This is a genomic window from Algoriphagus sp. PAP.12, from assembly GCF_026652115.1.
Lineage (GTDB): Bacteria > Bacteroidota > Bacteroidia > Cytophagales > Cyclobacteriaceae > Algoriphagus.
Genome location: NZ_JAPPSQ010000007.1, coordinates 135,960 through 154,823 on the forward strand (window position 1 = coordinate 135,960; position 18,864 = coordinate 154,823).

The following is an 18,864-nucleotide window of genomic DNA, read 5'->3' on the forward strand; positions in this document are numbered from 1 at the left end:
GAATAAAAACAGATCAACAGTAAAAACAGAACAGATGAACGAAAACAACACAATTGAAAAAATGAAATAGATGCGTATGAATACCATGGCGGATCTATACCATCAGAGTCTAACAGAGCATCTTTATCAGGACATGTCTACTGATGAACTGCTGACCTTTTTGGTAGATAATGAATGGGAAGCGAGACAAAACAAAAGTATCGATAATCTTATCCGTCTGGCAAACTTTAAGCAGATGGCCGCAGCCACGGATATTGACTACCATACTTCCCGGAACCTTGACAGAGGCCTTTTTGAGCGACTTCTTGGACTTGCCTTCATTAAGAACAGAACCAATGTCATTCTTACCGGGGCCACTGGATCGGGTAAAAGTTTTCTTGCTCAAAGTTTAGGTATAAAGGCCTGTCAGCATAAATACCGAACCTTGTACTACCAAACCGCCAGATTCTTTGATACAGTGAAGCTGGCCAAACTGGATGGATCCTACCACAAATTGCTCAAAAAACTTGAAAAAACACAGGTACTGATCCTGGATGACTTTGGGCTTGCTCCAATGGATACGCAGGCACGACTCGCTTTAATGGACGTCATGGAAGACCGATATGATAAAACTTCAACGATCATAGCCTCTCAGATTCCTGTCAATAAATGGCATGCAGCTATCGGGGATGATAGCATCGCAGATGCGGTTTTGGACAGGCTGGTTTATTCTTCCCATAGGATTGAACTGGAAGGAAATTCCATGAGAAGCAAAAAGAAAATACAGAACTAAATTTTAACCCTATTATTGTACTTGGAAAGTGGCCCAATGATTCCCGTAATCAGTGGCCCAGTATGCGCCGGAATTACTGGCCCAGTATGGCCGGAATAGACAATAGTTGCTTTTTCATGTCAAGTTAATTTTAATTGAAAACTAAAATGCTTAAATGTTATGAGTAAAAATTTCAAATCTTTTCTTGTAAATATTTAATAAAAGTAAACTTTAACAAATTAAATACCTGCTTTTTTAACTTAAAATGATTCGTTTATGTTTAGGTAGAACCCAGAATTACCTTTTCTTCCAAATGCATAATCAGCAGAAATAGTGGTTCTGTTTTCTTCATTGATCATCACTCGAAGTCCCACTCCATATCCTATATTGACATGTTCCAAGAGCTTTTCGCTGTCAAATTTACTTCCGAAGGAATTGGCATTAACGAATAATGTTCCTCCAAAAAGATTACTGTTTTTCTGGAGTGGAAATCTATATTCTGCTTCTGAATAAAGCATGTTCTCTCCTCTAAATCTACCTTGTGCATATCCTCTTCCAGTTCGTCCAAACATATCCCATCCAAGGGAAGGGAGGTTCATGTAAGGGAGGTTTCCAGATACTAAAAAGTTCCCATATGCCCATAGCGCAAGAAGATGTCTCTTTCTTTTTTCACTTAAGTTAAAATAGTGTCTATAATCCATCAAAAGAGTAGAAGAGTTTTGATCAGACCCTAAGAATGCAGGGTTTATTTTGCAAGAAATCAGGGCAAAGTTTTTTTCATACGGCGAAACTGAATTATCCCTGTTTTCAAAGACACCGTTAATCGTGATTCCAGACAATGTGTATTTGTCAATATTAAAGCCAAGAGCCTCATTATAGGTGTTATGGGTAAATTCAAACTTTGGGATCATATCTACATCCAGAAAGTTGTTAATCCTGGAATGAATATCTAAATGGTAACCAAACCCTAAATAAAAGTTTGAATCTGAGATTCTTTTGAGTACAGTTTCATAAAACCTAAATAACCGAAAATCCATTTGTTGCTCACCCCAATAATTGGAAGGTAAGCTGGAGTTGGGGTTTAACTCAAATTCATTTGGAGTATTACTCCCTAAACCAAAAGTTGGCTGAGAGGTGATGAAATACCTCCAGTCACCAATAAGAATCAGACTATTTTGATCTAAGAAGATATTACTTCTCGAGCTGAAGATCCATTGACGTTTCGTAGTGTAAAGAAGGTTGCCTACTAGATTGGACAATTTCGTAGTCTTAGGGTTTCCCATATACCATGAGGCAGCAGGAGCAACTCCAAACATCCAGCCATTTGCTGGATTATAAGCTATTGCTGGTAGCGGAACCAGCTTAAACTCCTGTATTTTATCGGATTGGTATTTTTGTTCTTCCTGCGAAAATGCTTGAAAGCAAATTAAAAACAAGGCGAGTGCTGTATTAAGAGAATTCCTCATAAATTAAATTTAGCAGGAAACTTATCAATTAATTTCTAGGAGCAAATTTTATTCGAAAACTATCAAAAAGAAATATCCCATTGTACCCTAATGCGTGTTTCATCTTGTCTTAGGAGATCTTTGTCTTCAAATGTAAATTCAGTGATTTCGGCGGTTAATTTATTTTTGTGCCCTTCAAAGAAATAATTTATGGCAAAAGCTACTTCTTTTTGTGTGTTGGATTTGATATTCAAATCTGGTCTGTACTCCGAAAGTCTCATTGCTATTTCCAAATTTTCAGAAATTCCAGATATAATTCTATGGGGAAAATATCCGGCTTGAACATAATATCCGGCTAAAGTGGTATGTTCGTTAGTTCCCTTGTTAAAAATGAATTTTCTGTGAAGTTCACTTGCCCAAGAGAAGCCTTTGTAATTAAAAGCAGTCTCCAATTGGTATTGGTCAATTTTGTATTGACCATTAGATCCAGGCTCGTATCCAACTAACTGGCCCCCTCCGGATTGTGAAAAACGAGTATAGGGACTTGTATTTGTCACAGCTGCAAAGGCAATAATGCCTGCAGGTTTCTCAGAAATTGCTAAATCACTTCCAGAGAATGGCACTTCTCTTCCCAAAAAGTTCCATTGAAGTCTTCCAAAGTACATCAACTTATTGTCATCATTGAAAGTGGCGGCTCTCCCTGTACCTGTCAATATTGCAACCCAATAGCTGAAATTGGCGGCTCCATGACCTACTAAATTTCCATAAGCTGTTATTCCTTGCTGTCTATCTAGGGTGAACTCTCTGTTAATCAGTGATCTGTCTACCATTTGCTGGTCCCCAGAACTGATGAATCTCTCTCTAGTAAACTCAGTTTTCCATTGCCCAAATTTAAATTTCAACCAGGGCCATTTTTCGATCATTACTCTAAAATCCAATAAGTTCCCTTGCCCAAGTTCATACTCAAAATAATACTTCAACCAAGGATGATACGCATGGCCACCAATTTTGAGTCTTGATCGATTAATCTTAAAAAGACGGCTATTTAGATTGGTGAAATCGTTGAAAGTAACCGGATTTTGGTCGTCTGGTGTTGCAAATCGAAATTGTAATCTTGCAGCGATTTGTAACTCAAACTTTTTATCTGCTGTAGCAAACACAAAACCTTTCGAACTATGGGAGATAGTAGTTAATGTGCTATCTGTTTTTTGTTGTCCTTGAAGAAGTTGCGGGAACAGCAATAAAAGACCAACCGCCAAAATGAAAATTGGCGATTTGAAAAATAAGAATTTCATTTATTTCAGGAATGGATGTACAGAGAGTTAGAGAAAATCTACTCTTGTTGGCAAAATTAATAAAAAAAATACCCCTACTAAACTAGCAGGGGTGAATATTAGAATTTTACTGCTTTGGTATCCTAAATACCAATCCGCCTTCAAGTCCAAATTGATATAGCGATGAGTAGGAGCTTAGTCCTCCTCCGACTCCACCGGTACCAAAATATAGTCCCCCTCCAATTGCCTGTGTTGCAGAGATAAGAGAAGCTTGAACACGAAAGACAATGTTGTCAGCCAACCAGAAGTTGGATCCTCCCCGAATTTGCCAAGAAAGCTTTGTGGCAGAATTGGAGTTTCCATTGTCTGGATTGTCCACGCTGAAGATTCCCATTCCTACACCTGCACCAGCAAAAGGTTCTACAGTTTCATTGATGGGAAAGTATCGGGTTCCGTTGAGCATGATCCAATTGATTCCCATATCAAAAGTTGTCTGTTGCAATTGACCATTCAAATACCCTCCGTCTTGATAAACAGTTGGAGCACTCGTGTCTTGCCTTAAATATTGGAGTTCAATTGCTCCACGATCAGGAATATGATATTCTACTCCAAGTCCCCATCTGAGTCCATCTTGAATAGTTCTATATAAAATAGAAAAAGAGAAAGTATAAATAGTATTGGCTTTTTCATAAATGATAGCGTACCTAAAAAATATTTAAGGCTTTAATTATCATCAATTTGACCTTTAACTTTTGAAAAAACAAATAGCATTTCTGAGGCTATTTGTAAAGAGCGTTCTTCATATTTGAGAGTTTCAAGGCTTGTTCCATCAAATTTTTTGGGATCCTCGTATCGAAGTGGAATTCTTTTTTCGGCACCAGGAATGATCGGGCAATTTTCGTCCGCATGGCCACAAACCATGACAGTGGCGAAATCTTCTTTTGGGTTAGGCGCTTTATTATAGATTTTTGAGAAGGCTTTTATGGAAGGTTCCAGTTCTGAAAAGCTGATAAAGTAATGAGGATTTGGTGATTCTGATTTTATCTCAATTAGAAATCCTTGCCGTTTTAGAGTGGCTACAGCTCTTTCATTAAAAGCTGTTTCCTCAATTCCTCCAGAGAAAGTTTGAATTTCTATTCCCAAAGTGGAGGCAGCTGTTTTAGCCCAAACTTGGGAAAATTGGCTCCTCCTTGAATTATGAGTGCAGATGAAATTTAACTTAGGTGTCTTACCTAGTTTGATTTTATCTATAATATAGACAACCAAAACCTCCAATTCCATTTTTCTTTCAGATGAAATTGGAAGTTTTTTTGCCTGTTGTATCGTTTCAAGAAGTTTTTCGAAATGATTGTGGTTCATCGATTTTGAGTTAAGAGCAGCATCCACTCGCTGGTTCACAGCAAATATCTCTGCTTTTCTGAAGGTCTGAAAGTCTAATTTTAGGTTTGGTTAAAGGAATGCCACATTGGTCTTTGGCTAAGCAATCTGTTTTGGTGCTTTCAAGGACAAATTGTTTTCCATCGTAACCCAGTCCATATTTCCCAATTGTTTGTCCTTGGTATTCAACTTCTATTTCTAAGTCAGGGATATTCAAAGCTTTTTCTGAAAGCTCAATAATATGAATCAATTTCTCAGGATGGAGCCTGTGATCGTAATCATTGGCGCTATACAATTGGAAATTCACTTTTTGTTCATTTCTTACCGTTCCACCGCAATCAATGAAATGCTTGTCCATCAGTCCGATTTCAGTTACATGGAAATGACTGGGTACCAAACTCCCATCTGGTAAAAGAAATTGAATGGTTTGAGATTGCGCTAGGATTTGTTTTGCTTCTGATAGTTTCATGATTTATCGGTATTTTACGATGGATTGATTCAAATTTTTTTAACAGGAGGAATCACAGCAACCTTCAAAGGTTTTGAAAAAACCGTCAAATAGACTCTGGAGCTGCTTCCAATTGCCTGGATGGATACAATAACTCACTTTGGTGCCTTCGATTGTTCCTTGGATTATTCCAGCTTCTTTCAGCTCTCTGAGATGTTGGCTGATAGTGGCCTGTGCCAATCCTATTTCTTGTACCAAATCCCCGTTGATGCAAGTGTTTGAATGAATCAAGTGCTGGAGAATAGCAATTCTGGCAGGATGAGCTATTGCCTTGGCCATTGCTGCCAATTCATTTTGCTGTTTTGTAAATAGATGTGACTGAGTGACTCCCATTTTTAAAATTATATATTGCAATATTACGATTAATAAAATCAACTTCTATTTTTTTATCCAATTTTTTTCAGGAAATAATTGAAGGGTGAATGGGTGAAATGGGGTAGGGCAGGATTGCCTGATCGGGAATTTGTCTTATTTTTTGAAATTCAAATAAACCCACCTAACATGACCAAAGCTTATCCATATAATCAAACTTATATTTGGCTAATTTCCCTCACTGCTGCTCTTGGGGGATTTTTATTTGGATACGATTGGGTGGTGATAGGGGGGGCAAAGTCATTTTATGAACCCTTTTTCAATATCACGAGCCCTGCAGATCAAGGCTGGGGAACCAGTTCTGCATTGGTTGGCTGTATGGTTGGAGCGACTCTTTGCATTTTCCTAAGTGATCGGTTGGGTAGAAAGCGCTTATTAATATTCTCTGGTTTCTTATTCTCTCTTTCAGCAATAGGAACCGCATTGGCAGATACATTTTGGTGGTTCAACTTTTATCGAATCGTGGGTGGAATCGCCATGGGAATAGCCTTGAACCTTTCGCCGCTCTATATCTCAGAGATGTCTCCAGCAGAAAGAAGAGGAAGAATGGTTACAATCAACCAGTTGTTGATCATGATCGGAGTTTTGCTAGCTCAAGTCGTAAATTGGCAAATTTCATTATTAGATACCCAATTGACAGATGAAGCCACCTTTGACCAAATCGCTCAAAGCTGGAACGGCCAAGTCGGTTGGAGGTGGATGTTTGGAGCTGAGGTAATTCCCGCAGCTTTGTTTTTTATCCTTTTGTTTTTTGTTCCAGAGAGTACCCGTTGGCTTATAAAAAATGGCCAAGTGAAAGAGGCGAGGAAAATTTTGATAAAAATGGGAGGTGAGGAATATGCGCATGACTGCATTCAGGAAACTAAAGCAATTTTATCTAAGGGGGATGAATCTCAGGTGGACTTGAAGGCTTTGTTTCACCCGAAAATTTTGAGGCTCTTGGCTTTGGGGATATTCTTGGCTTTCCTTCAGCAATGGAGTGGGATTAATGTCGTGATCTATTATGCTGCTGATATTTTCCAGGCTGCTGGATTTACGCTGAAGCAGATGATGCTCAATATAGTGGTGATAGGAGGAGTAATGGTTGCTTCTGTTTTTGTGACCCTGGCTACGGTAGATAAATATGGACGTAAGTCCATTATGCTTTGGTGTTTGGGTGCAATGGCGCTTTTGTACGGAGGAATCGGCTATTCATTTTACGCTGACTTGGGAGGAGCTACGGTAGTAGTTTTAGTTTTGGCCAATGTGATGTTTTACAGTATTTCGCTAGCCCCTTTGCTGTGGGTTTTACTCTCTGAGATCTTTCCCACCAGAGTCAGAGGAGCCGCAATTTCGATAGGAGCTTTGGCCCACTGGGTCGGAAATTTCACCCTGACTTATTTTTTTCCTGCCATAAAGGAAAACTTGGGATGGGCCAATAACTTTTGGCTTTACGGAGCAATTTGTGCCTTTGGATTTCTGGTTTTGTGGAAAGTTCTGCCTGAAACTAAAGGAAAGTCTCTCGAAGAGTTGGATCAAGAACTTTCCTGATTAATTGTATTCGATTTTATCAATAGTCATTCTTATTTTTGAGGATGATTAAATGGAAACAGTACTATAGAAAAATCATTTTTGCTTTAGGTCTATTGGCTGTTTGGACAGCTTGCTCTACTCCGGGGAAAACAAATTTCGAAGAGGAACTTTCAATAAATTCTTCTGGGGAAAGAGTGACGATTGCCGAAATAGAAATAGGGATCAAGGACTTCATCGCAAAAAAAACAGAGGAGAATAATGGGTACTTTCCTGTGAAAGATGAAAACCATGACCTGAAAATGAAGCTAGTCAGAGTTCATACCGAATATCTATCTAATCTGGGTCCTGATAGTCACTTTGCTTGTGTGGATTTGGTGGATGTTTCAGGTGAGGTCTTTGATGTGGATTTTTTTATGGAGGGTGAGCCTGGAGCTATGAATGTTACTCAAACCACCGTTCATAAATTAAATGGTAAGCCGTTCTACTCATGGAAGCAAAAAGAAGATAAAACATGGTTTAGGGTGCCTTTGGAACAATCTAACAATAGTTTACTGGGAGTAGTGGAGGGAAGTGATAATTTTGAATTTTATTATTCTGTTCAAATTCCTGACATTGACTCAAATGGAAAGATGTGGATTCCAATTCCAGAATCAGATCCGTTTCAGCAAATAGAACTTATAAAAATTGAAACTGAATTAAAATCTGAAATTGTAGAAGAGAAGACATTTGGAAATAAGTTTAGATTTTTTGAATTGAGGAAAGAGGATAGTGGTCAATCTATTGAATTGACCTATAAAGTTTCAAGAAAAGAAAAAGGGCCTTATGCTAGTCCTGAACCAGATTCTGAAGTATATTTAGCAAGTAACCGACTGATGCCTACCGGTGGGAGGTTTGAGGAAATTGCCAAAGAGGTTTTGGGTCCAAAGCTTCAAGAGTCTAATCTTATCCAAGCAAGAGCTCTGTATGATTATGTCATAGAATCCATGAGCTATCAGAAATATGGAGATTATGGAAATGGAGATTCTAACTATGCCTGTGATTCTAAAACTGGAAATTGTTCCGAGTTCCATTCCTTTTTTATTTCCTTGGCTAGGTCAGTAGGGATACCTGCCAGATTTGCTATAGGAGCCTCAATCCCCTCCGATAGAGATGAAGGAGGCATAGATGGCTATCATTGTTGGGCGGAATTTTATGCGGATGGCAAATGGTGGCCAATCGATATCTCTGAAGCTAACAAATACACAGCTTTGGCAACTTATTATTTTGGGAGACACCCTGCCAATAGAGTAGAGTTGAGCAAAGGAAGAGACTTAATGGTTGATCCGATGCCTGATTCCGGTCCCATTAATTTTATTGCATTTCCCTATTTGGAGGTAGGAGGAAAAGAAGTCAAGGCTCCCTCCAAGTTTAGCTTTACAAGAATTAAAAGTTAAAAAAAAAGGTGCGATTTCACGCACCTAGATAAAGGGATTTAATTTGATGGATGTTCTGTACTATCTCCACTAGTTGGGTGTTCTGTTGGATGCTCAGAATTATCTGAAGGGTGTTCATTTACCTCTTCGGTATTTTCTGATGCTTTGTCTTTTTTACCCCCACAGGAAGTCAAACCAATTGTGGAAAAAAAAGTTAGTGCAAGTGTTAAGGACAGAATTGATTTAAATTTTTTCATAAGGTCTGTATTTGGATTTTGTTAAAGTTAAAATTATTTATTTTCACTTGGCATTCTTGCTTGAACTATCAGTCCTGATAAGATGGTTAGGATTCCGATTGTAATAATACTTGTTTCAATCCCTAATTGGTCGGCAATTATCCCAGAAAAAAAAGCACCAAATGCATATCCCAAATCTCTCCAAAGCCGAAATATTCCAATTGTTTCTGCTCTTTGATTCGGAAGAGAAAATGAGGCAATACCAGCTAGGAAGGTAGGGTAGACTAGGGCTGTGCCAATTCCTAGGACTATGTTTAGGTTGATGAAATCAAGTTTGGTAGTAGCAAAAGGAAATGAAATAATTGAAAATCCCTGCACGAGCATTCCCAAAACAATTATTCCTTTTTTGGGAAAAATATCTGCCAATTTCCCAGTACCCAATTGTCCAATACCCCATATCATAGGGTACACTGCAACCAATGACCCGATTTCTTTCATTCCAAATCCAAGATTGGTCAATAATACTGGGAAAAGTCCCCAGATCATTCCATCATTCAGATTGTTTACCAATCCCGCTTGAGTAATGGAGGAGAGTGATTTATCCTTCCATGTTGTTTTCAAAAATAGAGATTCTTGATTTTCATTTTTTTCAAGGTTTGACTCGGTTTTGACATGCTCATAGGTGTCTTTTACAAAAAAAACTGATAGAAATAAACCGATCGCTGAAATACCCACTCCGATTAAAAAAGGGAAAGGACGGATTCCGAATTGCTCCGCTACAAAAGCAGTCAAATAAGCAGTGATGCCAATGGCTAGATAACCTGCGAATTCATTGAACCCCATAGCAAGTCCTCTTTCCTTTTGTCCCACTAAATCTATTTTCATAACTACTGTACTACTCCAAGATAATCCTTGACTGATTCCTAATAGCGCATTGCTGAAAAGTACCAGAAGCCATGAATTTGTAAACCCCAAAATGAGAGGGATTGGGATAGCCAGTACCCAACCCAAAGAGAGGAGGTTTTTTCTTCCGATTTTGTCGGCCAGTTTCCCCGCAAAATAATTGCTAATTGCCTTCGTGATACCGAAAATGGCTATAAAAGAAAGAATTGCAGACTCGGTGGTGATTCCAAAAATTTCATTTGCGAATTTTGGGAAAATTGACCTCTCTAACCCCACCATAGCCCCAACAAATCCATTGATCATGACTAAAAGAAAGAATTGTCTCCAATTTTCTTTAAGCCCTAATTTTGGTTGGATTTGTGCGGAATTCATGATGCGAAATTCCGCTATTGCTATTTACTTTCTTTTTACAAATGTTAAATAATTAAGCAAGAGTGCTCCTAATTCGGCTAAGGCTAACTTGTGTGATTCCCAGATAGGATGCAATGAACTTTAAAGGGACCTTTTGGATAACTTGGGGATTGTTTTGTAAAAGGGATAGGTATCTTTCTTCAGCTGTATGAAACTGGATCATTTCTATTCTTCTAACAGTCTCCACATAAGCATTCTGAATTAGTTTTCTAAAAAGCCTTTCCAAATCGTGATGCTGATTAAAGAGTTCAAAAAGAGGTTGAGAGGGAATCGCAATGAAATTTGTGTCTTCCATACAGGTGATTCCCTTTTTACTGGGTTGATTGTAAAAAAGGGATTCAGCACGAATGATTAAATCTTTTTCAAACGCAAAATACTCTGTGATTTCGATGCCGTCTTTGTAATAAAAAATCCTCGCAGCTCCCTCCTCAACGAAATAGATGGTTTTGCATGTTCTGCCAATTTCTTGGAGCCTTTCATTTTTATTGAGTCTTACTCTAGAGCATAAGTTTGATAGCTTTTCTTTTGAGGGATTGCTGAGATTTTGGATGTCTTCCAGGTACGAGAAAAATGAATCCAAAAACTTATCCATATCTTATTTATTTGAGAACTTTTTTCAATATTTCTCTTTTGACAATGACGATCAAAAACCAACTCAACCAGGCAGCGGCTGTTCCTACTGCTGCTCCTAAAATTATATCAAAGGGATAATGGACACCTAAATAGACACGGGTATAGCTTACAAAAGCCGCATATAGATATAGCCATCCGAGGCCTTTGATTTTTCCTTTGAGCTTTCGGTTTAAGAAAACAGCCAAACCAAAAGTGTTAGCGGCATGGGATGAAACAAATCCATATAGACCACCACATCTGCCATAATTGTGAATAACTCCTTCCCATCTATCATCATGGCAGGGGCGAAGTCTTTCAAAAAATGGTTTCATAATCCCCGAAGTTACTTGATCTGAGATTAAAATAGTCATAGCAACACCACCAAATACCCACCAGCTGTTCTTAGGGTCAATTTTATAAATTTTATATATCAAAAAAGCATAGAGAGGAAACCAGGTGATAGTCTCTGTTGCCTGAAACATAATTGGATCCAACCAATCTAAATGAAAGGAATTCAACCAGAGGAAGAGTTCCTCATCCCAAAGTTTGAAGATTTCTATCATGGATGAAAATTAAGCCAATCAATGCCTTTTTTTAGATTTTGAAGAGTGAATTCCTCCTGACTTCCTGCTTGAGGTTCATGCATGTAAGTCCATTCTGCAACTGGAGGCATACTCATCAAGATGCTTTCTGTTCTACCATTAGTATCCAAGCCAAACTTAGTACCGGCATCCCAAACCAAATTGAATTCCACATATCGTCCTCTCCTTAGGTTTTGCCATGCTTTTTCGTTCTCTCCAAAAGGAATTTCAGAGTTTTTCTTCATAAAATAGCCATATACATCCGGGAATAATCTCCCAATTGCTAAACTGAATTGAAGGATTTTCTCGAAATGCTCATCTGATTCCGCACTTAGCCTGTCGTAGAAAATACCGCCAATTCCCCTTGTCTCATTTCTATGTTTCACAAAGAAGTAATCATCAGCCCAATTTTTAAATTTTGGATAATAATCTAAATCGAATTGGTCGCAGACTTTTTTGACTTCATGATGAAAGTATCGGGCATCCTCCTGAACGATATAATGTGGGGTCAGGTCAATGCCTCCTCCAAACCAATGGGTTCCATTATCCATCTCAAAATAACGGATATTCATGTGGATAATGGGAACCATGGGGCTTTTGGGGTGAAGAACGATTGATACCCCCGTTGCGAAGAATTCTGCTTTTTCGAGTCCTAATTTTTTTAGAATCTTATCAGGAGTAGGACCATGGACTGCAGAAAATGCAACCCCACCTTTTTCAATGATTTTTCCATCTTCAAAAATTCGGGTTCTACCACCACCTCCTCCAGTTCTTTGCCATGCATCTTCACGAAACTTTCCCTGCCCGTCATGTTTCTCAAGTTCACTGGTGATGTGATCTTGAATGCCTTTGTAAATCTCTGCTATTTCTTCTTTGCTTTTTCTGCTCATTTTCTTAGAAAGGATATCCTATCCCAAAATTGAGAACCGTCTGGCCTTTGAGTCCAAATGGTCTTTTAAAATTAATGTTATCCAGTACCCATCTTTCACCTTCAGGTTCGGATGGATCAATTGCTTTTGTTGCTAAATCAAGACGGATAATCAGGAAGTCAAAATCCATCCTGAGTCCTAAGCCTGTTCCCACAGCGAATTCTTTGTAGAATCTATCAAATCTAAAATCTGCTCCTGGCCTACTGAGATCAGCTCCTATCACCCAGGAGTTCCCTAGATCGACGAATAAGGCCATATCGAAATACCCATACAAGTTACGGCGATATTCGAACATTGACTCAATGATCATTTCTCCAGGCTGTTCGAAATTGTAATCGTATCTTCCTCCTGAACCGATTTGAGGATAAAAACTTCCAGGTCCCAATCGTCTTGCCTGCCATGCACGAATGCTTGTTCCACCACCTGCAAAGAAGTATTTTTCATAAGGAAGAATACCCGCACTGACTCCATATGGCTGGGCGATTCCAAAATTGAATCGGTATGCAAATGTCTGTTTTTGGTCAATAGGATAATATCTTCTGAAATCTGCCTGAAACTTCAACCATTGGAAATTGGCGAAATCAATATTTTCGACATCATTGTTGTTAGGCACGTTAAACAAGTTTAGAGTAGTACCTCCACTTTCTACAAATAATTTCAAAAGTGAGGAAGGTCTTGTTTTCCAATTCCCATATTGATTGAAATTAATAATAGATTGGGCAGAAAAGCTACTAACAAAAGATGGCAGGAAAGACCATTTCAAATTGTTGCCCTGACTTGCAAGCTCTTCTAATACATCGTAGAATTCTTGGGTTATTTTTGGTGTTCGGATATAATTGATGTCAGCTACATTGACTGTAAACTGCTGTCGATTATTTGTAGTGGCCCAGTTATAAGATAGTAAAGCATTGATCCCTTTTCGGGTGTATTCAGGCCTGTTTGTATAGTTGTAACCGATTTGTGTCCTCGTATTAGGGTTGTATCTACCGTATTTTTCTAGTGTTCTTGGAGCAAATGGAATCAAGAATCTTGGGAAGATTATGGAAGCTGAAACTCCGAGTTCTTTACTTTGATAAACACCTTGGTTGGTTGCTGAAGCCACACCTTCTAGTCCTGCTCTAAAATTGAATTCTAAAATTTCCCCAGCTCTAAAGAAATTCCGATTTCTAAGTGAGGTACTGAAAAATGGTCCTGGTAATTGTTCCGTGACACTTAAACCTAGTTGGTTTGTCAACTGGTACTTTTGTGCAGGTTGTGTAAATATATTTGCGGTAAGAGAGGTGCCTAAAGTGTCGAATGTAATGTTTACAAACCGGAAGAGGTCCAAATTGCTCAATTGTCTTTGACTTTCTATAACAGATGACCTGCTGTATTTGTCACCTTTGTTGAATAAAACCCTAGAGGCAAGAATTCGCTCAGAGTATCTATCTCGATAAAAACTGAAATCTATATCATTGAATTCGCCCTTTACTTGGGCATCTGCAAATTCATCAGAAGGAGGGTTGATTCTGAAATTAATAGAGTCAATCGAATAAACTTCATGTTTTTCGGCAAATGTGGGTTGACGAATCAATTGCTCAATTTGGACTTCTTTTTTGGCAGTGTCTTGATAGACATTGTATTCCAAATAGGATTTCGAAAACATAAAAAAACCATTGTTTTTCAACAGTTCTTCTACTCTGTTTCTCTCTGAGATAATATCGTCTTGGGCATATCTTTTTCCTACAGCAAGATTTGATCGATCTTTGGAAGACTTTAAGAGGTTAAGAATTTCTGAATTTTGAGACTTTGTGAAAATTGAATCTACTAGATATGGACTGTTTTCAGTTAATTGATAAGTGATATAAGCTTTTTTACCTTTGGTGGTGACTGAATAATTCGTTTTTGAATCAAAAAAACTATTATTCATAAGGTATCCTGCCATGTTTTTTTCAGAAGCCTCTATCAAGCTGCTATCCAATTTAGTCACAGGGTTACCAGTTCTCATTAATCCATTTCCGTATTCTTCTTTTTTAGAATATCCTTCAATTTTTGATTGTAGCTTGTCTTGCCTTTTTTGAAGTTTTCTGTCTTCGGGAATGCTGTCTAATTGGTTGGTGATTTGATTCAGTTCTTCTTCAGCACTTTCTTTTTTATTTGTGATTTTCTCTTTGTCATAAAACGCATTACCAATCCTATAAATTGTAACACCAGGAGAGACATTTAAAAGAGGTATTCTGAAGTTAGGTTCTAATTGGTTGAGATTAGCCAATGCCTCCTCATTAGATTTATCAGATCCTTCAATTTCTGCATCAAAAACGACATATTCGCCTTCTGATAGGTTTTTGGTCAGGGAACAGCCTAGACATAACCCTAGCAGCAAAAGAAAAAGTATATATTTGGATAATTTCAAATTGGGAGAATCAAACGGAATGCTTAGCAAAAATACAGTTAAGTTTATAAAATCCTTACATCAAAAGAAATACAGATCTGAGCACAGAAAGTTCTTTGTGGAAGGTGAAAAGAGTGTCGTGGAGGTCCTTTCATCGGATTTTAAAACGGATTTATTGATTGCTACGGATAGTTTTTTGGACAATAATCATACCCTCATTTCCAAATCTGAGCTAGAAGTTATTCCAGCCACTCAAAAACAGTTAGAATCATTAGGTCAATACCAAAGTAATGACTCGGCATTAGCAGTAGTGCGGATGAAAGACATTCAAGAGTTTTTGCCTAAAAATGAAGAATTGATTTTGGCATTGGACGATGTGAGAGACCCTGGGAATCTTGGGACAATCATCAGGATTGCGGATTGGTATGGCATTAAAAAGCTTGCTTTATCTCTTCAAACAGCTGATTTTTATAATCCTAAGGTGATCCAATCAACCATGGGGTCATTTACTCGAGTTGAATTTTTCTATGCGGATTTGAAAGAATTACTTAAGAGCTGGAATCTGCCTGTCTATGGTGCTTTTTTAGAGGGGGAGAATATTCATAAATTATCCAAAGTGGAACCTGGAGTAATTTTGATGGGGAATGAATCAAAGGGAATTTCTCAGGAAGTGGAGGAATTGGTTACACAAAAAATCACTATTCCAGCTTTTGGTTCTGCAGAATCACTGAATGTTGCAATCGCTACAGCTGTCCTTTGTGACAATTTCAAACGACTTATTTCATAATTGTGAAGAATCTTATTCAGTTACTTCAAAAGGTCGGTATCAACGGGTTTTTGTTGGGGCTTTTTGGAGCTATTTTTTTAGCGTGGTTATTTCCCACCATCGGTTCTACAGAGAGTGGGTTTCCATGGAAGTCAATCATCAATGTTGGTATTGCTTTGGTGTTTTTCTTCTATGGGGTTAAGCTAAATCCCATGCAATTAAGAGAAGGATTGGCCAATTGGAAATTGCATGTTTTGATACAAAGTATCACATTTATCATTTTTCCAGTGGTTGTTTTTTTCTTACTTCAATTGATCCCATGGATCGATGATGATTTTAAGTTAGGTATTACCTACCTATCAGCTTTGCCGTCTACTGTAAGTGCATCTGTCGTGATGGTTTCGATTGCTGGCGGAAATATGCCGTCGGCTATATTCAATGCAAGTATTTCTAGCTTATTGGGCGTATTCATTACTCCAATATGGATGGGCATTTTGGGAGAAAGTACCGGCGGAATGGAGATTGACATGATGCCAACGATTTTGGAATTGACTTTCAAGGTAATTCTTCCGGTATGCTTAGGAGTTTTACTCCATGGAAAATTTTTTCCTTTGATTGAAAACCACCTCAAAAAATTGAAATATGTTGACCAAACAGTGATTATGATGATTGTTTTTACAGCATTTTCTGATTCCTTTTCTCAAGGAGTTTTTGCCCCGTATAAAACTGAAACACTGATTCAAGTAGCTTTCATTATGCTTTCATTGTTTTTGTTTATATGGACCCTAATTTGGATATTTTCAAATGTCCTTGGGTTTACTCTAAAAGATCGAATTACTGCGCTTTTTTGCGGGTCTAAAAAGTCTCTGGTCCATGGAGTAGTAATTGGTAAAATACTATTCCCAGACCCTGCACTATTAGGTTTAGTATTACTTCCCGTGATGCTTTATCACATTCAACAGTTGATCATTGGTTCTGCTATAGCTCAATATTTTTCAAGGAAAACTGAAGCCTCCTGATATGTTTTGATTCAGAATTACATGTATTTGGACGAAAGTTCCTCTACAAATGAAATATATTCCTCAGTGGCTTCATTTTTACTTTTCCCCTTGAAATTGAGCCATGAATTGTATTTTGCGGCAGCCTTAAAATCAAAGCCTCCTGGTCTTTCGGTTTCATTGTCACCTTCTGTAGCTTGTTTGTAAAGACCATATAACTTCAATAATTCCTCGTTGGAAGGTCGGCTTGTAAATTTCTTAGTCAATGCTGCAGCCTCTTCAAGGTTGATGATTTCCATGTAAACTCAAATTATGATTTCTAGTTTCCAAATATGAATTCAAAAATTGAAAAACATAACATTTTGGGTATAAAAAAAGCCAACCTTTTAAGAGGTTGGCTTCAAATTATTTTATGGAGGTTTATCGCTTGTTCATAGAAACGTAGTCACGCTCATTTGCACCTACATAAACCTGACGAGGACGCCCGATAGGCTCGCCATTTTCTCTCATTTCTTTCCACTGAGCAATCCAGCCCGGTAGACGGCCTAGGGCAAACATGACAGTGAACATATCGGTAGGGATACCAAGTGCTCTGTAGATGATACCAGAATAGAAATCTACGTTTGGATAAAGTTTTCTGTCTACGAAGTACTGATCATGAAGTGCCGCGTATTCCAATTCTTTGGCGATTTCCAAAACAGGATCGTTAACACCCAATTTTTCCAATACATCATCAGCAGCTTTCTTGATGATCTTAGCTCTTGGATCGAAGTTTTTATAAACTCTGTGTCCAAAGCCCATCAATCTGAAAGGATCGTTTTTGTCTTTAGCTTTGTCTAAGTACTTCTTCGCATCTCCACCATCTGCCTTAATGGCCTCTAGCATCTCGATTACAGACTGGTTAGCACCACCGTGCAATGGTCCCCAAAGGGCATTGATACCTGCAGAAATGGAAGCGTAAATGGTAGCTTGAGAAGAACCAACGATTCTTACGGTTGAGGTAGAGCAGTTTTGCTCGTGATCAGCATGAAGTATTAGCAATTTGTCCAATGCTTTTGCAACAACCGGATCTACATCGTATTTCTCAGCAGGAAGCGCGAACATCATTTTCAAGAAATTGGAACAATAATCCAAGGTGTTGTCTGGGTAGTTCACCGGATGTCCCATTTCATTTTTGTAAGCCCAAGCAGCGAAAGTTGGCATCTTTGCCAGCAAACGGATGATGCTCATATTTACTTCGTCTTTGCTTCTGTTAGGATTCAAAGAGTTAGGATAGAATGCAGACAAGGAGCAGATCAAAGAAGACAATACGCCCATAGGGTGCGCATTGGAAGGGAAACCATCCAAAATCTTCTTGATATCTTCATGGACCAAGGTATGATGGGTGATTTCTTTAGTGAAAGATTCATACTCAGCTTGAGTTGGCAATTCGCCATAGATCAACAAGTATGCAACTTCCATGAAAGTTGATTTTTCTGCCAAATCTTCAATTCTGTATCCTCTGTATCTGAGGATTCCTTCCTCTCCATCCAAAAATGTAATAGCACTGGTTGTAGAACCTGTGTTTTTGTAGCCCGGATCAAGGGTGATCAAGCCGGTTGAGCCTCTCAGCTTTGCAATATCAATTGCAGCTTCATTCTCGGTACCGACAGTAATTGGGAATTCAAAATCTTGTCCGTTATAGGACAGCTTGGCGGAATCAGACATTTTATAAGAATTTGGATTGCGTTTTTTAGAAAACCTTAAAAGATGGCCTTAAGTTAATAAAATCCCATATTTTTTAAGGTTTTTATTATGCAACGGGTGATATATTAATTCGAGTTCAATAATTTTTTAATCGCAAATATCCTGAAAATCCTAAATAGATTATCTGAGGACTAAGATTTTATAAAAGGAAATCCTGAAAATCTATTTTTTTTCAAAATATTCATGAAAAAAAGCCCCGAAGGGCTGATTTTGATTTTAGTCACAGAAATGCTCGAAAACCTCAACCAAGTGATCTCCAATCATTTTAGCATTTCTTCCTTCGATATGGTGACGCTCAATGAAGTGAACCAATTCACCATCTTTGAACAATGCCATTGCTGGAGAAGATGGAGGGTAAGGAAGAACCAATTCTCTGAATTTAGCAACTGCCTCACGGTCATTACCTGCAAATACAGTAGCCAAAGTAGTTGGTTTTTTATCAGAAGCCTCTAGAGCGTAAGTAACTCCAGGACGAGCAGCACCTGCAGCACATCCACACACAGAGTTCACTACCACAAAGGTGGTTCCTTTATGATCTGGACCTAAATGCTCAGCAACTTGCTCTGCTGTTCTAAACTCTTCAAATCCTTTATCGGAAAGTTCTGCTCTCATTGGAGCAATTAGTTCTTCAGGGTACATATTATTTGATTTTTAATTGTC

General features: G+C 38.2%; 20 protein-coding genes. 5 read left to right on the forward strand and 15 right to left on the reverse strand.

Going from position 1 to position 18,864, the window contains the following annotated elements; genetic code table 11:
• Positions 1-70: 70 nt before the first annotated feature.
• Positions 71-772: an IS21-like element helper ATPase IstB gene (istB, locus tag O0V13_RS10600; protein ID WP_268034940.1), complete on the forward strand. Its 702-nt coding sequence runs from the start codon at positions 71-73 to the stop codon at positions 770-772.
• A gap of 239 nt (positions 773-1,011) precedes the next feature.
• Here the strand turns inward: istB and O0V13_RS10605 are convergent, their stop codons facing one another.
• The 6 genes from O0V13_RS10605 to O0V13_RS10630 all read right to left on the reverse strand — a co-directional run bounded on the left by O0V13_RS10605 (position 1,012) and on the right by O0V13_RS10630 (position 5,688).
• Entirely contained in the window at positions 1,012-2,217 is a 1,206-nt protein-coding gene (locus O0V13_RS10605; RefSeq protein ID WP_268034941.1) for a BamA/TamA family outer membrane protein, read from the reverse strand.
• A gap of 62 nt (positions 2,218-2,279) precedes the next feature.
• The gene (locus tag O0V13_RS10610) at positions 2,280-3,491 is read right to left on the reverse strand and encodes a porin (protein WP_268034942.1); all 1,212 of its coding nucleotides are present in this window, start codon (positions 3,489-3,491) and stop codon (positions 2,280-2,282) included.
• A 106-nt stretch (positions 3,492-3,597) separates the two neighbouring features.
• Positions 3,598-4,185: an outer membrane protein gene (locus tag O0V13_RS10615; protein WP_326492718.1), complete on the reverse strand. Its 588-nt coding sequence runs from the start codon at positions 4,183-4,185 to the stop codon at positions 3,598-3,600.
• Between the two features lie 8 nt (positions 4,186-4,193).
• Positions 4,194-4,829, reverse strand: coding sequence for a protein-tyrosine-phosphatase (locus O0V13_RS10620; protein WP_268034943.1), 636 nt, complete (start codon positions 4,827-4,829; stop codon positions 4,194-4,196).
• Positions 4,830-4,839: 10 nt separating this feature from the next.
• Entirely contained in the window at positions 4,840-5,316 is a 477-nt protein-coding gene (locus tag O0V13_RS10625) for a DUF6428 family protein (protein ID WP_268034944.1), read from the reverse strand.
• 39 nt (positions 5,317-5,355) lie between these two features.
• Complete coding sequence (locus O0V13_RS10630; protein ID WP_268034945.1) at positions 5,356-5,688, reverse strand: ArsR/SmtB family transcription factor; 333 nt, start codon at positions 5,686-5,688, stop codon at positions 5,356-5,358.
• A gap of 168 nt (positions 5,689-5,856) precedes the next feature.
• On the opposite strand from O0V13_RS10630, the gene O0V13_RS10635 reads away from it, so the two are divergent.
• On the forward strand, positions 5,857-7,257 hold the full coding sequence (locus O0V13_RS10635; protein ID WP_268034946.1) for a sugar porter family MFS transporter: 1,401 nt from the start codon (positions 5,857-5,859) through the stop codon (positions 7,255-7,257).
• A 44-nt stretch (positions 7,258-7,301) separates the two neighbouring features.
• The gene (locus O0V13_RS10640) at positions 7,302-8,672 is read left to right on the forward strand and encodes a transglutaminase-like domain-containing protein (RefSeq protein WP_268034947.1); all 1,371 of its coding nucleotides are present in this window, start codon (positions 7,302-7,304) and stop codon (positions 8,670-8,672) included.
• A gap of 38 nt (positions 8,673-8,710) precedes the next feature.
• On the opposite strand, the gene O0V13_RS10645 is transcribed toward O0V13_RS10640, so the two are convergent.
• Genes O0V13_RS10645 through tamL form a run of 6 tightly spaced genes read right to left on the reverse strand, consistent with a single transcriptional unit; the run spans position 8,711 to position 14,685 of the window.
• Positions 8,711-8,908 carry a hypothetical protein gene (locus O0V13_RS10645; protein ID WP_268034948.1) on the reverse strand — a complete coding sequence of 66 codons (198 nt, stop codon included), beginning with the start codon at positions 8,906-8,908 and terminating at the stop codon, positions 8,711-8,713.
• A gap of 33 nt (positions 8,909-8,941) precedes the next feature.
• A complete protein-coding gene (locus O0V13_RS10650) occupies positions 8,942-10,162 on the reverse strand; it encodes an MFS transporter (RefSeq protein WP_268034949.1) in 1,221 nt (406 codons plus the stop codon).
• 52 nt (positions 10,163-10,214) lie between these two features.
• Complete coding sequence (locus O0V13_RS10655; RefSeq protein WP_268034950.1) at positions 10,215-10,793, reverse strand: Crp/Fnr family transcriptional regulator; 579 nt, start codon at positions 10,791-10,793, stop codon at positions 10,215-10,217.
• A gap of 7 nt (positions 10,794-10,800) precedes the next feature.
• Positions 10,801-11,376 (reverse strand): phosphatase PAP2 family protein, encoded by a 576-nt coding sequence (locus O0V13_RS10660; protein ID WP_268034951.1) that lies wholly within the window; start codon positions 11,374-11,376, stop codon positions 10,801-10,803.
• Positions 11,373-12,284, reverse strand: coding sequence for an oxygen-dependent coproporphyrinogen oxidase (hemF, locus tag O0V13_RS10665; RefSeq protein ID WP_268034952.1), 912 nt, complete (start codon positions 12,282-12,284; stop codon positions 11,373-11,375). The genes O0V13_RS10660 and hemF overlap by 4 nt, the downstream gene beginning before the upstream one ends.
• A gap of 4 nt (positions 12,285-12,288) precedes the next feature.
• Complete coding sequence (gene tamL, locus O0V13_RS10670; protein WP_268034953.1) at positions 12,289-14,685, reverse strand: translocation and assembly module lipoprotein TamL; 2,397 nt, start codon at positions 14,683-14,685, stop codon at positions 12,289-12,291.
• A gap of 49 nt (positions 14,686-14,734) precedes the next feature.
• Between tamL and O0V13_RS10675 the strand changes: the two genes are divergently transcribed.
• Positions 14,735-15,481: a TrmH family RNA methyltransferase gene (locus O0V13_RS10675; protein WP_268034954.1), complete on the forward strand. Its 747-nt coding sequence runs from the start codon at positions 14,735-14,737 to the stop codon at positions 15,479-15,481.
• Between the two features lie 2 nt (positions 15,482-15,483).
• The gene (locus tag O0V13_RS10680; protein ID WP_326492716.1) at positions 15,484-16,479 is read left to right on the forward strand and encodes a bile acid:sodium symporter family protein; all 996 of its coding nucleotides are present in this window, start codon (positions 15,484-15,486) and stop codon (positions 16,477-16,479) included.
• Positions 16,480-16,496: 17 nt separating this feature from the next.
• Here O0V13_RS10680 and O0V13_RS10685 read toward each other — a convergent pair whose 3' ends face one another.
• The 3 genes from O0V13_RS10685 to O0V13_RS10695 all read right to left on the reverse strand — a co-directional run bounded on the left by O0V13_RS10685 (position 16,497) and on the right by O0V13_RS10695 (position 18,843).
• Positions 16,497-16,757 carry an acyl-CoA-binding protein gene (locus O0V13_RS10685; RefSeq protein ID WP_268034955.1) on the reverse strand — a complete coding sequence of 87 codons (261 nt, stop codon included), beginning with the start codon at positions 16,755-16,757 and terminating at the stop codon, positions 16,497-16,499.
• A 121-nt stretch (positions 16,758-16,878) separates the two neighbouring features.
• Positions 16,879-18,165, reverse strand: a complete 1,287-nt coding sequence (locus O0V13_RS10690; RefSeq protein WP_268034956.1) for a citrate synthase — start codon at positions 18,163-18,165, stop codon at positions 16,879-16,881.
• A gap of 255 nt (positions 18,166-18,420) precedes the next feature.
• Entirely contained in the window at positions 18,421-18,843 is a 423-nt protein-coding gene (locus O0V13_RS10695; RefSeq protein WP_268034957.1) for a BrxA/BrxB family bacilliredoxin, read from the reverse strand.
• Positions 18,844-18,864 lie beyond the last annotated feature (21 nt).